The sequence below is a fragment of the Microcoleus sp. BROC3 genome (assembly GCF_036702515.1).
GTDB lineage: Bacteria > Cyanobacteriota > Cyanobacteriia > Cyanobacteriales > Microcoleaceae > Microcoleus.
The window spans coordinates 156945-170908 of sequence record NZ_JAUBTQ010000008.1 but is presented as its reverse complement, the minus strand read 5'-3'; the positions used below and the strand labels follow the sequence as shown (position 1 = coordinate 170908).

Here is a 13964-nt window from a genome sequence, read left to right as displayed (position 1 = left end):
AATTTTTAAACTACGACTCATAAACGCACCATAAAAGCTATCTCTCTATTATATGCAACTTCACATAAAATTGGTATAAACAGTATTTATACTCATTGCATATTTGAGATGCTCCCAGTGCTATTAATAAAAGTAGGGTCATTAATCTTTGACCCTTTAAGCCTGTACCCTCTAAATAATAGCCTCCACTTTTATAATCGCGGAACATTTCTTCAATTCCCATTCGCTTCTGATAGGCAGCGATCGCTTTCTTGAGCGAGCCTATGTTTGTCAGAATAAACCAACCCTCCTTAACCGACACCCCTCGATATTTTCTATTCCACTTACAAGCAATATCAAATCCCTCGATAGGTTGAGTTTTTCGGACTTTGACTCCTGAGAAATAAATAGAAATTCCGGGAACAAATCCGACCTTTTTCAACGGTTCCCAAATCTCTGGTTCGGTTGAGATACAGAGAGAGCATTTTAACCTCAAACAAAAATGTAGATGCTTCTCTCTCAGCCAATTAGCTAGCTCGATCGAGCAAAATTCTCGGTCTCCCATTACTACTACTTGATAATCTTTCAATATTGGTAAAATTTCTGCGATCGCATCCTTTTGCTCAGCTACATTGCTGCTTCCTAGTTTTGGTAACAGCGACCAGGATAAAGGGATAGCTCTTTTCTCCCATACCAGAGCGATCGTGAGTATGTTGATACAGCCCCATTGGGTGCGATCGATAACAATTGATAAAGTCTGACCCGCTTGGCAATAAGTAGTTAACCAATAAGTAATAATGGGATACCAAATCCGATCGATCGTTAATTGAGGTAAACTCAAGAACCTTTGTAATTTGCGACGCCGACTTTCGGTAGTAATCGGGTAGGGAAACACAGATGCTAATCGTTCTAACTTTACTTGTCTTTGAGATTGCAGCAGTTCGAGCAAGATGCCTAATATTAAAAACTGAGCGCGAGTTAAGTGTTGTTGGAGATGTGTCTGATAAAATAGGAGTAGCATATTTTTTGATAGGTCGTTGGGAACCTTCTTCTGACCTATCTTTTTTTACCACAAGTCGGTTAACACCTCACTCTATCTGGGTTGCGGCGGGGTTGTCCCCCCCCCAGCTGGCTTTGAAGTCAGAGATTCCAACCACCAAGAGACTTTAAGTAACTTTTTTAGTCTTTTTTTAAACTCTATATCTGCCGATTTGATTGAGTTTTTTGATGCTATAGCAGTTCTCAATAAAGTGCCTGAATTTTTGGTCGGGCGAGTTATCGTTCACGGCGCTCCGACAAAATTATTTTTAACTCCCCAACGCTTAAATCAATTCTTTCTTGGTAATCTACTTTCCTGAAACAGTCCTCAACTTCTCCATGTCATTGTAGCCTATTTTTAGAGAAATGGTATTAAATTACACCAGCCAACTGAACGCCAAAAGATCTGAGCTTCAGCGATCGCACTTTGGGCCTGCAATAGCGCGTGAGGCGGGATATAAACTTGAACCTACCCATCTCGACCGCGAGTTTGAAAATGGGTTTGTTTCAGCAAATCGGCTGCTAATTGTAGGTCTCGTCTGATTAAATAATCGTATTTATCCCCAGCGGAACACTTGATATTTTGGTTGGCTAGTGTACTGAAGTCGGGATCGTATTTCTTCCCTTCAATTGCAGCTTGCAAGTTTTGAAAGTTTGACAGCACCCCTCGTAGTCCCTGGTCATCAATGTAGTGCTACAACTTACTGTTGGTAGTCCAACTTCGCTCAAAATTATCCAGCCAAACCGATTGTCCCCGTCGCCGCAGCGATCGCCACAAATTCATATCATTTTAGGGTTAGGGAATGGGATACAACCATTTGCGAAATAATTGTGTTAAGCGGGGCATGACCAAATAGGTGAGCAGGATAACAGTGAGACCTGTGATCGTCAGAGATGTGAGCAAGGCAGGAAGCCCTGATAGTAGCGGTACCAGCAAACGATTGAGAATAGAAATGGTAAAAAACACTCCCAACCATGTAACTAACGCCATTTTGTAGCGAGGGGGTGGAGCCTTCATCGATTTATTGGGCAGCGTAAACCAGGTTTCCAATCCGGTCAGGGTTTGAATATCTTCTGGCATTTCAATCAATGGCTGCAATCGCTCAATCCACTCTCGCCGAACATCAGATTCTAGCCATGTCTTGAGATTGTCGTAGCAATCGAACTTGAGAATTAGCACGTACTCAGGATGGGCGTGATGCTGGGGTCGAATAGTGCTGACACCTAGATATCCCTTGAATTTTCGTGCATCTGCGGCGATGCCATGAAACCAGGCTTCATAACCTTCCTCGCGCCCCGGTTTCACGACATGAGAGATCACAGCGGTGACTAGATAGTTTTCTTCACTGGTATTGCTCGCCAACGGTTCTTCCAACATAGAATTTAGATAATCAACTGAGAGAAAAGTTTTATTCAGAACAACGACCCTAGAGACACCAAATTGCTGGGCAATTTTCGGCAGCACGTCTTGAAACAGAAGGGAGATTAACTAATGCGATCGCGCAGTTTTGGGATGAGAGGAAATGACTAGCGAGATCGAGCAGCTTGTAAGGCAGTTTGGGCATCGGCGATCGCCTGCGTTCGAGCCTCGTCTCCACCCATGAGATTCTCGGCATGGACGACTTCAATATCAGTGATGCCCATAAACCCAAAAATGAGTCGCAGATAGGGTTCTTGGAGATCGTAGGCATGGTAAGGCGTATCTTTGGGATAGGAACCCCCCCGTGCCGTGACAATCAACATCTTTTTCCCTTGCACCAATCCTTTGTAACTGCCATCGGCTTCAACGCTGAAAGTACGACCCACACGCACAATTTGATCGAGGTAGGCTTTGAAGTTGGCAGGAATGCTGAAGTTGTACATCGGGATGCTGAAGACATAGCGATCGGCTGCCAAAAATTCATCGACTAGCTCATCTGAAATCCGCATAGCTTCAGCACTTTCAGGGGAGTGTCGATCGGGTGGTGTAAATGCTCCGGCAATCCAGGCTTCTGTTACGAAGGGAACCGGATGGTGTCCAATATCTCGGTAGGTTACGGTATCGCTTGGATGAGCAGCTTCCCAATTTGAGATGAACTCTTTTGCAAGGCTGCGGGAGACTGAGCGATCGCCACGGGGACTGGAATCAAGATGGAGAATATGAGTCATTTAATTCGCCTCAAATTGTGAAATAGTTCGGTTTAGACAAAGATTTGCAATTATTGACAAGAGCTATTAAAAACACCCTCTACGTGACTTACAACGAAGTAGTTGTCACCGCTACGTTTCACGTAAGGTTTATAACCTAGCGATGACAATATTAACTCAGTTACACAGGAGCTAAATAAAGTAGGCGCTTTCTCACTACTTACTGGGAGATCCAGCATTTGCCGTTGCTGCATAGCTGGTCATCAGGTTTTTGTAGTCAGGAATAAACTCTGCTAAGAGACTACCCAGTCCTTCAATATCGTTGCGCCAGTCACGGTGCAATTCACACACAACGCTAAACCAATTGACCAACTGAACTCCAGCACGAGACATTCGATCCCAAGCTGCATAGCGACAGGCTTCATCGAAGGTTCCAGAGGCATCAGTGACCACAAAAACCTCATAACCTGCCTCCAATGCCGAAAGCGCACAAAAAGTAACACATACATCAGTGACAATTCCGGCCACGATCAATTGCTTCTTGCCTGTTGCTTCTACTGCTTTAACAAAGTCCTCGTTGTCCCAAGCGTTGATTTGTCCGGGACGCGGAATAAAGGGAGCATCTGGAAACTTCTCCTTCAGTTCAGGGATGATGACTCCATTGGGGCCTTGCTCAAAGCTAGTTGTCAAAATTGTAGGCAGGTTGAAAAATTTGGCTGCACTTGCCAGCGCCAGCACATTATTTTTGAAGTCGGCGGCACCAATATCACGCACAAGCGAGAACAGTCCAGTTTGGTGATCTACCAGCAGAACCGCAGCATTATTCTTGTCTAGACGGTTGTATTTGAATGTAGACATGAGGTATATATCCTATTTGGGTTATGGGTGAATGAGGAATTGCAGATTCACCGACTATCTTGCGCCAAGTCTAGCTCATCACGCATGAGATAATCACTGGTCACATCGAAAGTATCTGCTATGTTCAGAATCATTTTAGGATTGGGAACTTTCCTCTCTTTATCTAGTTGTGGTACCACTGTATTATGAAGCCAGACAAATTGTCTATATCTGTTGGTGTTAAACCACACCGATTTCTCAGGTAATATAGTTTCTCTGCCAACGGCTTCATAAAACTTAGTTGACCTAACAGAGCAAATGACGCTAAACTTTCATAGTAATAGCTATGAATTGATGCAATACAATACATCTATAACTCAATAATTATGCCGCTTTCCCTGATAAAACACAAGGTTTTACCCAATGTAGGTGATACTGAAACCTCTCATAAACATCTCACGTGTGCAGAGTATTTTGCAGGAATTGGTTTAGTAAGATTGGGGCTAGAGCAAGTAGGCTGGAAAGTTGTTTTCGCGAATGATTGGGCACAGGATAAATTTGAGATGTACTCTGCTAACTTTAAAGATGCAAGTCAGCATTACAAGGTTCAAGATATTTTTTCTGTTTCCCATGCCGACATTCCCAATACACTACTTGCAACGGCTTCCTTTCCCTGCATCGATTTATCCTTAGCAGGCAACTTGAAGGGTATTAGTGGTAAAGACTCTAGCGCTTTTTGGGGCTTTACTCAAATTCTTGAAAATCAGGCTAATAAGCCTCCCCTTGTGATGCTAGAAAATGTGGCTGGTTGGCTTACTTCAAATGGTGGGCAAGACTTCAGACTCACTATTCAGGAGTTGAACCGTTTGGGTTATGCCTGTGATGTTTATGCCATCAATGCAGCCCATTTTTTGCCTCAAAGTAGACTGCGAATTTTTGTAATAGGAGTGCATAATACACCCAATGTAAATCAAAACCTATCAATTTTTGCAAGACGTTCTTTTTCACTTAAAACTCAAGCACTTAAAAAAGCAATTGCGGCTAATCACGATCTAAGTTGGAATTTTGTAGAAGTTCCACCATTACCTGAAAAAGTAAAAACTGATGTGAGTTGTGTTGTAGAAAATCTATCAGATGATGATAATCGTTGGTGGGTTGATAATGAAGTGAAACGTCATTTAAATATGATGTCACCTGTCAATCTAGACTATCTAAAAGAAGTGCAGGACTTACCATATTACTCCTACTGCACGATGTATAGGCGGGTACGCGCGGGAAAGCAACGAGCAGAACTTAGAAAAGATGGTATGGCAGGTTGCCTAAGAACAGCCAGAGGTGGTAGTAGTCGGCAAATGTTGGTCAAAGTTGGACAAGGAACTATCAGAATGCGCCTGATGACACCTCGTGAATATGCAAGACTACAAGGCGTTCCAGAGAATTACCCCATTCCATCACAAATCAATCAAGCTTTAACTGGATTTGGTGATGCTGTTTGTGTGCCTGTCATTGCCTGGGTTGCCGAAAATATCTTGAATTCTCTAGTTAAGTCGCTTTAAGGAAATACGTTAGCTCTCCATCGCTAATTTTTAGAATCTGAATACCTTGACTCCTGACAAACCCATAAGTTACCGCGCGTCGGAACCTTTGCCTTTCTGCGGTTTCATAATTTTGAAGAAGTTCGGGTAGCCATCTCTCAAACGTGGCAATCATCTTGGTACGGTCGACTAACCAAACCTCGACATTCATGTAAGTTAAACTTCTAGCAACAAAAATGTGATCTACATCTCTCTCGCAGGTTAGTTTATTCAGCCCACCATTCCTATGGTATTGATACTCAAAGCTGCCTCCAATGACAGCAGATTTAACTTCGTAGTTCACCAAATCTGCTCCATTACCGCTTCTGGCTCTATCGTTCACTAAAATGGCAGAAAATACCTCCCAATCTTTTGAGCCTACGCTTCCTTGTAGGGAGAAACCATATCGCCCATAAATTTCGGCTTTATCGCGGCTGTATTCCAGAATATATGTTCTATAAAAATAATAAGCTTCTTGGACTTGAAGCGTTGACACACAAATCACCCTCACAAGTGCTGCACATTGATGATGAGTATACGAAAAAATGCGTCATTCCATACAATAATGAGCTGCATAATACTTGATCGCCCTAATCTCGACACACGTTACACCAACGCCCCTAACGCTTTCAATGTCGATTTTTGAGCGATCGTCAATCCCGTTGCCCCTCGAATATTCATGCCTTCAAACAGCCGATCGCCCATCAACGTCCTAATACAGCCACCAGTTGCGACATCCCACACTTTAATGGTGCGAATGATAGATTAGGTCTTTTGGGCAATGATATAAACATGATTTTCAGGATACTGGTCATATTCGAGATGGCGGCAGGTGCAATGATGCTCAACCAGAATTTGCAGGAAAGTATCTACACCCAAAGTGCTGTAATCAAAGTCTTGACCTTGAAATGCTCCCGAAACCTCGCTGCTTGTATGTCCGCCGCCACAAGTGAACAGGAGCACTCCATTGGGTTCAAGCGCATCGCATAGCTTTTGTATCACAGGCGCTTGCTTGTTTATTGGCAGATGAAACGTGCTATCCCACGCTGCAATCAGGCTGTAAAGTTTCGGCGGCTGCCAATCACAAATGTCTTCCCGGTAAAACGTGATTTCTGGATGTAGCCGCTGGGCTAAATCGATCATTTCGCTAGAAATATCAAGTCCTTCAGGCTGAAATCCATGCTTGGATAAACTGTTAATAAAACGCCCGCTACTTCCACACCCGACATCAAGTGCTGCGTGCTGCTTAGAAGTAAATTCGATCGCCCGTTCTAATTGGGCAATCCCGTAGGTTGAATCTTGATGCTCAGTTTGCCACCATTGGGCAATTCGGTCGTAGCGCGCCGATGTATCATTTGGCTCCATAGAGTGACCTCATAAGTGGCGATCGAAATTTTCAGGACAATTAAAATCTTTCTCCACGCTACGCACAGACTACACCAAGGCCCCTAACGCTTTCGTTAGAAAGGCAGGCATGAGCAGACGAGGAGGAAATAAACTTTACTCCTATATCATTAAATCTTGAACACTACCAAATTTTTCAATGTTTCAACTTATGGCTGTTAGTGGGAAAGTGGCGATTTCTGTTGAAGATTCTGGCAGAGGAGGGCGCAGACAAAGATAAACTAGCGGCCCTAACAGCGGAACTAGAGAGACTGCCCAAAAAATGCGATCGTCCGCAAGTCCACGGCGTGCCATGTCGTCTCCCAAAAGTGAGGGAAATATTACAGCCATCAAGCAACAATCCCAAGTTATTAAATGCACAAAAGGAATTGACTGCCACTGCTTGACAAAATCTCCCCAATCTCCATTTAAGCAAGCCCAAGCTAACAGCCAGATAGTAGTTAGTAAAAGTACAATGCCTGTCCAGCGGGAGTCTGATATTTTGATCGACATATCTTTGCGGCCGGAAAATTGTGGCTGGGGCTGGCGGAGGAGTAAGTAGGGAATTAAGCCGAGGATACCGGCGCCGTTGGAAGCGATGAAAGCAGGCAAGCGCGGATATATTGTGGGTTCTCTCATCAATGAATAGGAGGCAAGCGTAGATCATCGGCCAGACTCCCATGAGAGCGAATATGGTGACAAGGTAGGGGTTAATTCCTTCTAGCTGCAACTTGAGCATTTTTTCAAGAACTGTTAGCGTTCCGGGCTGATCGAGAGGAGCTAGCAGCAATATCTAGGCAATAAATGTTGCCCATAGCAACCCCAGAAACATTTTTGTTTTCATCAGATATAACCAGTAGTGGAAGCCGACTAAACTAAATTATGGTAAACTAGCGGCCGAGTTAGCGCCGTCTATCTTAGGTCATAAGCAGTTCGATTGGAACAGCGGCTGGAAACCCCGTTTTAGTCCGGGGATGAAAGGATATACAGCAGGCGATCATTACTTTAGGCAGACGCAAGAGCAGCGCCAGGAAAGATACATTTTAAACAATCTGTTGTTTTTATTACAAAACCCTTTATAAAAGGAGTTTCAGCGGTGAACTTAATATCTGTAGAGGGAGTCAAAGCGCTGGTACAACAATCTGCTGGATTGTGCGTCTCTATTTATATGGCAGTCGCTCAAGGAACAGAAACTCAACAAAATCCGATTCGGTTCAAAAATTTAATCAGAGAGGCTGAAGACAAAATAGTAGAGTACGGATTTGATAAGAAAGAAGCGGCGGAATTGCTAGAGCCAGTCCGAGCAGAAGCAGCGATAAAATTTCTGCGGATTTGAAAGAAGCTGTTTCGGCTGCTTATGTTGGACGGGTCGATCGACTGTTTGTTGCTCTTGGCGTTCAGCAGTGGGGTACTTTTAATCCCGAGACGAACGCGGTGCAAATCCACCCCGAGGCAGAATTGGGCGACGAAGATTTGTTGAATGCCGCAGCAATTCAAACTATTCTCAACGGCGGAACTGTTTACGCAGTGCCGCCAGAAAAAGTGCCGGAGGAGGCACCTGTAGCTGCTATTTTTCGCTATTAATTTACCAGGTTTAAACCAATGGAATCTACTTCAATGACAAATTCCGACAAACAAAACCAAAGTAGCAGCGGCGATACCGAACGCTGGGCATCTTTAATTGGTGGCGGCGCGCTGGTGCTTTTTGGTTTGTCGCAGCGTTCTTTGAGAGGTGCTTTGCTGGCGGTTGCGGGCGGTGGTTTAGCGGCTCGCGGGCTGGGGGTTGTGGAGGGTTTGCAGTCTGCTGCCGATCCGAATCAAAGCATTAAAGTTGAAAAGACCGTGACGATCGACAAACCGGCTGATGAATTGTACCGTTTATGGCGCAATTTTGAAAATTTACCTCGGTTTATGAAGCATCTCAAACACGTTACGGTAATAGATGAAACACGTTCTCACTGGATTGCCAGCGCGCCGATGGGCAATAGTGTGGAATGGGATGCAGAGATTGTCCGCGAAGAAGAAAATCGCTTAATTGCTTGGGCGTCTGTGGAAGGATCTGATGTTGACAATTCTGGCTTTGTGCGCTTTCAACCGGCATCTGCAGGACGCGGTACAGAGGTAAAAGTTGTGATCGAATACAACCCTCCGGGCGGTGCAATTGGTGCTGGTGCTGCTAAACTATTTGGCGAAGCTCCCGAACAGCAAATTGCCAATGATTTACGTCGCTTTAAGCAGTTGATGGAAGCTGGGGAAATAGCGACTACGGAAGGTCAATCTTCGGGCCGCAAGTAATAAGTTAGATGGTGTCCCCCGATTTAACTCACCGAACAGCACTATTCTCAAGAACAGGCAAGATGCCTGTTCCACAAAGAGTGAATTTCTTGTGGGGTGGGCATCCTGCCCGCCCATAAAAAGCTTATTGAAAATGGTGCAAGATGTCAGATATAACATCTTTGTTGTTTACCTGATTAGCTGATGTCATCTCAAGTGGTGTTTGGAAATGCGGGCGCTGAAGGTGCAAGTCGGGGCGGTTGGTTTGCGGGTCACTTTATGACGGCTGAAGATGACCCGCGATCGACTTCTGTTTTAGAAGTAAAATGGGGCACTCACCCCGCCGGAGATTGTAGGACTCAGTGGGCGGTAAATGCGGCAGCCACGACGCTTTCTATCCTGGTAAAAGGGCGGTTTCGCCTGCAATTTCCAGAGCAAGAAATCTTGCTTTCTCGCGAAGGAGATTATGCTCTCTGGCTGCCGGGAGTGCCTCATTATTGGTCGGCCGAGGAGGATTCAGTTATCGTGACTGTGCGGTGGCCTTCCCTGTCGGGAGATAGCTCTGGAATTAAGAATTAACTTTAACTTCTGGAACCAAAACGCGGCCGTTATAACCCGCGCGCTGGTAGCGATCGATCGCCTCTGATGCGATAACACCGGCTTTCCCACTCTCCGCCAGCGCTACGCAAGCACCGCCAAAACCTCCGCCCGTAAGCCTTGCGCCGAAGACTCCGGGGATTGACTGCAAGATGGCCGCCAGCGTGTCTACTGCCGGCACCGAAACTTCGTAGTCGTCGCGCTGGCTGGCATGGGAAGCATTCATTAACTCGCCAAAACGTTTTGCTGGCACAGATTTTACCGCTTCGAGGACGCGGTTGTTTTCGGTAACGACGTGCCGCGCTCGCCTTCTGAGGGGTTCCGGCAATACTTCGACAGCTTGGGGGTCGGCGATATCCCTCAGAGCTTTAACTCCCAATATCCGCGCGGATTCCTCGCACTCGGCGCGTCGCTGGTTGTAGCCGCTTCCTGCTGCCAGTTCGTGGCTTTCGCCACTGTCAATTATTAAAATTTCTGTGTTTGTGGGAAAAGGTATCGGGCGGCATTCGAGGCTGCGGGTGTCGATCAATAGCATGGTGTTGGTGTCTGCTAAACTCGACGCCATTTGATCCATGATCCCGCAGTTCAAGCCGGCATATCGGATTTCGACTTGCTGTCCGATTTGAGCTAGCCGCACGTCGTCTATGGGCAGGTTCAGCAGCGCGCGCAGTCCTCTGAGGGTTGCTATTTCTAAAGCGGCGCTGCTGGACAAACCGGCTCCGATCGGCACAGTCGAGGTAATGTAGAGATTTATTGGCGGTATTTTGTATCCTTCTTTTTCTAAAAGTCTCAGGCAGCCACAGATATAACTGACGAATTTTTGCGGTATGGTATCGTCGTCTGAATAATTTATGAGTTCGTCATATTCTGCTGAATAAAAATGGTGTCGCTCGTCGCTGCTGAAGCCGATTTGTACTGTGGTGCGCTGGGGAATCGCTGTTGGAAGTACAAATCCATCGTTGTAGTCTGTGTGTTCGCCCAGCAGGTTTACTCTGCCGGGGGCGCTGGCTGTGGTTTTGGGTAATGTACCAAATACTCGTTGGAATTTCATTGTTGGGGAAATTGGTAATTGGTTCTTGGTTATTTGTTATTGGTTATTTGGAAAAACAGCTATCCGTGTATCCGTGCCTTCCGTGTTGTGCTGTTGGTAATGGGGAAGAAATAAATTTATTTTTTATCGTTTGTCCTTATTATAGTGCCCAATTTTTTTGGTGAATTCAACCCCTGTTAACAAAAATAAACATGACCCTAGGTTAGGAAAAGATATAGAGCTGTGATAAAATGACAGGCTAAGATTTCTCCAAAAATTCAAAAAATGCGATCGACCAGACCCCGGAAACAGTTTGCTCAACATTGGCTCAAAAGCGAGAAAGCCTTAGATAAGATTGTGAAAGCGGCTTCTTTGAACCGCGATCGCGTCCTAGAAATTGGGCCGGGGACGGGGATTTTGACTCGGCGTTTGCTGCCTGCGGCTGAGTCTGTTGTTGCTGTGGAGATCGATCGAGATTTGTGTCTCAAGCTAGCCAAACAACTCGGCAAAACCGACAATTTTTTACTGCTGCAAGGCGACATCCTGGAAATGGACTTAGATGCTGAACTAACGGCTTTTCCAAAATTCCAAAATCCCAATAAAGTTGTTGCCAATATTCCTTATAATATTACCGGCCCGATCCTGCAAAAACTGCTGGGAACGATATCTGTTCCTGCTGCTAAACCCTTCGATGCGATCGTGCTGTTAGTGCAGAAAGAAGTTGCCCAAAGGCTTTACGCTAAACCGGGTTCGACAGCTTTTGGCGCTTTGTCGGTGCGGGTGCAGTATTTAGCAGAATGCGAGTTAATTTGCGATGTACCCTCTAAAGACTTTTTTCCGCCGCCAAAAGTCGATTCTGCCGTGGTGCGGCTGCTTCCCAGACAGATAGAAACTGCGGCGGTTAATCCGCGCTATTTGGAAAATTTAGTTAAGTTGGGTTTTGGTAGCAAGCGCAAGATGCTGCGAAACAATTTGAAAGGGGCTGTGGATTTAGATAAACTCGTTCAATTGCTAGAAGAGTTACAGATAAATCCTCAATCTCGCGCTGAAGATTTAAGCGTGGAGCAATGGGTAAATTTGAGTAATAATATTATGTCCAGTCATTTGAATGGGAGTCAGGAATGTTTAAGAGACTTACTATCCTAATTTTCGTGTCATTGTTATCGATTACGCCCCCTGTTGGTCAGAAAAATGTTGAGGCAGTAATGAATGTTGAGACAGTACGGAATGTTGAGACAGTACTGCAATCTTTACCCACTAAATATTCAGGGACATACCAATGGGTAAATTCTCAAGAATCATGGAGTGTTGTGGTCTCTATTTCCGATTCAAAAGCATTGAATGAGAGCGATATTGAACTGAACGGAATCGAAAGATTTGTGAATGAGAAAACCCAAGAGGTTTATGAGTCTAAAATTCGAGTGCTCATCAATATTCGCAGCTTAAATTTCGTGATGGAAGAGATATATTCTGAGAAGGAGGATGGATTTATTCCAATGGTTTATCGTGGAACGATGTCACCAGATTTAAGAGACATCAAGGCTGAGTGGGTTAGCGGAGACGGCGCAATAGTTGTAATGACTTTGAGAGCAATGGTGCGCTGATGGCAGCCGTTGCCTAACTTCTGTGGATCGGCGAAATTCAAATTGTGTTTTTATTGTTTGCATTTCCTCAAACATAACTATCTAACGTGTTTATTGCAGGCTCATGGGAATTTTAATAATAAATTCCGCACCTTTCCCCGGTGCAGAAATACACTGCAATTCGCCTTTATGTCTTGCTGTGATAATTTGATAGCTGATCGATAAACCCAATCCTATGCCTTTGCCTACTGGTTTAGTGGTAAAAAATGGATTAAATAACTGGTTCCTCACGGATTCTGTTATTTCTGACCCGTTGTTGCTAATTCGGATTTCTACCACTTGACTCTCTAGAATTTGAGTAGAAATTTTGATCAGGCGGGGATTAGCTTCATTGGTTGCAATCGACGTGCTGTGGCTGTCCTCTTCTAAAGCATCAATGGCATTAGCCAGGATATTCATAAATACTTGATTTAGCTGTCCGGGATAGCACTCTATTTGGGGTAAATTGCCATATTCTTTGATAACTTGAATGCTCGCAAAACCCGGATTAGCATTCAATCTGCTTTGCAAAATCATCAGTGTGCTGTCAATTCCTTCGTGAATGTCGGCTAATTTCATTTCTGCTTCATCATGGCGAGAAAAAATTCGCAGCGACTTGACAATACCGAGAATGCGCTCGGCACCTTTTTTTATAGAAATTAATATTTGGCGCAGGTCAGATTTGATAAAATCTAAATCTACAGACTTGAGTTTTTCTTTAACTGCGGGTAGGGGATTGGGATACTGCTCTTGATAGATATTGACCACTTCTAGCAAACTATCGGCATACTCGCGAGCGGGAGTAACATTGCCGTAAATAAAGTTAATCGGATTGTTGATTTCATGAGCAACCCCAGCGACCAATTGCCCTAAAGATGACATTTTTTCGCTCTGGATGAGGTTGGATTGAGCCTGCTTCAATTCAGACAATGCTTGTTCGAGCTGTTGAGTTTGACATTTTAACTCTGCGGTGCGTTCCTCAACTCGAATTTCTAATTCTTCTTTAGCTTTTTGTAGTGCAGCTTCGGCTAATTGGCGCTCGACAATTTCCGCTTCTAGGAGTCGGTTGGCGGATTCTAACTGGGCGGGACTGGGAAGTGCTAGGGCTTGAGGCATTAAGTCTACCAAAAGTATGGCTGTAGCAAATGAAATCATGGCAGTAATTGCTTTCATTGTTCCTGAAATCCAATAGGTAGGATGCCAAAGCGTCCAAACTTCAAATATGTGAGTGATCCCGCAGGCGACGATAAAGCCTCCAAACATCGCAAAGATCCAATCAAAGGGTAAATCTTCGCGTTTGGAAATAAAATAAACCAATGTAATCGGGATGGAAAAATACGCCAGTGCAATGATCGAATCTGAGGTAAGGTGAAGCCAGACTAACGGGGTCTGCCAGAGATAGCAGTGACCGTGAGGAATAAATGGCCCGGAACTAAAAAAAGTTTTCCACATTTCCTGCATAATTTTTCCTTTGAGTTGTGAGAAAATGGACTCGGACTGGTG

At 44.7% G+C, this 13964-nt stretch carries 18 protein-coding genes; 7 read left to right on the top strand and 11 right to left on the bottom strand.

Translation table 11 applies throughout. The annotated features are described in order from the left end of the window. Positions 1–37: 37 nt before the first annotated feature. From QUB30_RS07620 to ycaC, 5 genes are all read right to left on the bottom strand, one after another. The gene (locus QUB30_RS07620) at positions 38–1000 is read right to left on the bottom strand and encodes an IS4 family transposase (RefSeq protein WP_333331385.1); all 963 of its coding nucleotides are present in this window, start codon (positions 998–1000) and stop codon (positions 38–40) included. Between the two features lie 486 nt (positions 1001–1486). After that, positions 1487–1681, bottom strand: a complete 195-nt coding sequence (locus QUB30_RS07615) for a hypothetical protein (protein WP_333331382.1) — start codon at positions 1679–1681, stop codon at positions 1487–1489. 132 nt (positions 1682–1813) lie between these two features. Next, on the bottom strand, positions 1814–2395 hold the full coding sequence (locus QUB30_RS07610; protein WP_333331379.1) for an antibiotic biosynthesis monooxygenase: 582 nt from the start codon (positions 2393–2395) through the stop codon (positions 1814–1816). Positions 2396–2544: 149 nt separating this feature from the next. Next, positions 2545–3165: an FMN-dependent NADH-azoreductase gene (locus QUB30_RS07605; protein WP_333331376.1), complete on the bottom strand. Its 621-nt coding sequence runs from the start codon at positions 3163–3165 to the stop codon at positions 2545–2547. A gap of 195 nt (positions 3166–3360) precedes the next feature. Beyond that, positions 3361–4002 (bottom strand): isochorismate family cysteine hydrolase YcaC, encoded by a 642-nt coding sequence (ycaC, locus tag QUB30_RS07600; RefSeq protein ID WP_333331373.1) that lies wholly within the window; start codon positions 4000–4002, stop codon positions 3361–3363. A gap of 365 nt (positions 4003–4367) precedes the next feature. Here ycaC and QUB30_RS07595 point away from each other — a divergent pair, with 365 nt between their 5' ends. Continuing rightward, entirely contained in the window at positions 4368–5537 is a 1170-nt protein-coding gene (locus QUB30_RS07595; RefSeq protein ID WP_333331370.1) for a DNA (cytosine-5-)-methyltransferase, read from the top strand. Here the strand turns inward: QUB30_RS07595 and QUB30_RS07590 are convergent. The 4 genes from QUB30_RS07590 to QUB30_RS07575 form a co-directional block, all read right to left on the bottom strand. After that, complete coding sequence (locus tag QUB30_RS07590; RefSeq protein WP_333331367.1) at positions 5524–6051, bottom strand: hypothetical protein; 528 nt, start codon at positions 6049–6051, stop codon at positions 5524–5526. The genes QUB30_RS07595 and QUB30_RS07590 overlap by 14 nt on opposite strands. A 110-nt stretch (positions 6052–6161) precedes the next feature. Beyond that, positions 6162–6299, bottom strand: a complete 138-nt coding sequence (locus tag QUB30_RS07585; protein ID WP_333331364.1) for a hypothetical protein — start codon at positions 6297–6299, stop codon at positions 6162–6164. Positions 6300–6320: 21 nt separating this feature from the next. Further along, the gene (locus QUB30_RS07580; protein WP_333331362.1) at positions 6321–6920 is read right to left on the bottom strand and encodes a class I SAM-dependent methyltransferase; all 600 of its coding nucleotides are present in this window, start codon (positions 6918–6920) and stop codon (positions 6321–6323) included. A gap of 183 nt (positions 6921–7103) precedes the next feature. After that, positions 7104–7577 carry a hypothetical protein gene (locus QUB30_RS07575; protein WP_333331359.1) on the bottom strand — a complete coding sequence of 158 codons (474 nt, stop codon included), beginning with the start codon at positions 7575–7577 and terminating at the stop codon, positions 7104–7106. A gap of 457 nt (positions 7578–8034) precedes the next feature. Between QUB30_RS07575 and QUB30_RS07570 the strand changes: the two genes are divergently transcribed. The 4 genes from QUB30_RS07570 to QUB30_RS07555 all read left to right on the top strand — a co-directional run bounded on the left by QUB30_RS07570 (position 8035) and on the right by QUB30_RS07555 (position 9791). After that, positions 8035–8274 (top strand): hypothetical protein, encoded by a 240-nt coding sequence (locus QUB30_RS07570; RefSeq protein WP_333331356.1) that lies wholly within the window; start codon positions 8035–8037, stop codon positions 8272–8274. Then, positions 8271–8522, top strand: a complete 252-nt coding sequence (locus tag QUB30_RS07565) for a hypothetical protein (protein WP_333331353.1) — start codon at positions 8271–8273, stop codon at positions 8520–8522. The genes QUB30_RS07570 and QUB30_RS07565 overlap by 4 nt, the downstream gene beginning before the upstream one ends. 33 nt (positions 8523–8555) lie before the next feature. Next, positions 8556–9233 carry an SRPBCC family protein gene (locus QUB30_RS07560; protein WP_333331350.1) on the top strand — a complete coding sequence of 226 codons (678 nt, stop codon included), beginning with the start codon at positions 8556–8558 and terminating at the stop codon, positions 9231–9233. 183 nt (positions 9234–9416) lie between these two features. Next, the gene (locus QUB30_RS07555) at positions 9417–9791 is read left to right on the top strand and encodes a signal peptidase I (RefSeq protein WP_333331347.1); all 375 of its coding nucleotides are present in this window, start codon (positions 9417–9419) and stop codon (positions 9789–9791) included. Here QUB30_RS07555 and galK read toward each other — a convergent pair. Further along, positions 9781–10860, bottom strand: a complete 1080-nt coding sequence (gene galK / locus QUB30_RS07550; protein WP_333331344.1) for a galactokinase — start codon at positions 10858–10860, stop codon at positions 9781–9783. The two genes, QUB30_RS07555 and galK, sit on opposite strands and share 11 nt — an antisense overlap. Before the next feature lie 264 nt (positions 10861–11124). Here galK and rsmA point away from each other — a divergent pair, with 264 nt between their 5' ends. Together rsmA and QUB30_RS07540 are read left to right on the top strand one after the other, a co-directional pair. Further along, positions 11125–11985: a 16S rRNA (adenine(1518)-N(6)/adenine(1519)-N(6))-dimethyltransferase RsmA gene (gene rsmA, locus QUB30_RS07545; protein ID WP_333331341.1), complete on the top strand. Its 861-nt coding sequence runs from the start codon at positions 11125–11127 to the stop codon at positions 11983–11985. After that, complete coding sequence (locus QUB30_RS07540) at positions 11961–12443, top strand: hypothetical protein (RefSeq protein ID WP_333331405.1); 483 nt, start codon at positions 11961–11963, stop codon at positions 12441–12443. Before rsmA ends, QUB30_RS07540 begins: the two co-directional genes overlap by 25 nt. Positions 12444–12533: 90 nt before the next feature. On the opposite strand, the gene QUB30_RS07535 is transcribed toward QUB30_RS07540, so the two are convergent. Beyond that, positions 12534–13922 (bottom strand): ATP-binding protein, encoded by a 1389-nt coding sequence (locus QUB30_RS07535; RefSeq protein WP_333331338.1) that lies wholly within the window; start codon positions 13920–13922, stop codon positions 12534–12536. Between the last annotated feature and the right edge of the window lie 42 nt (positions 13923–13964).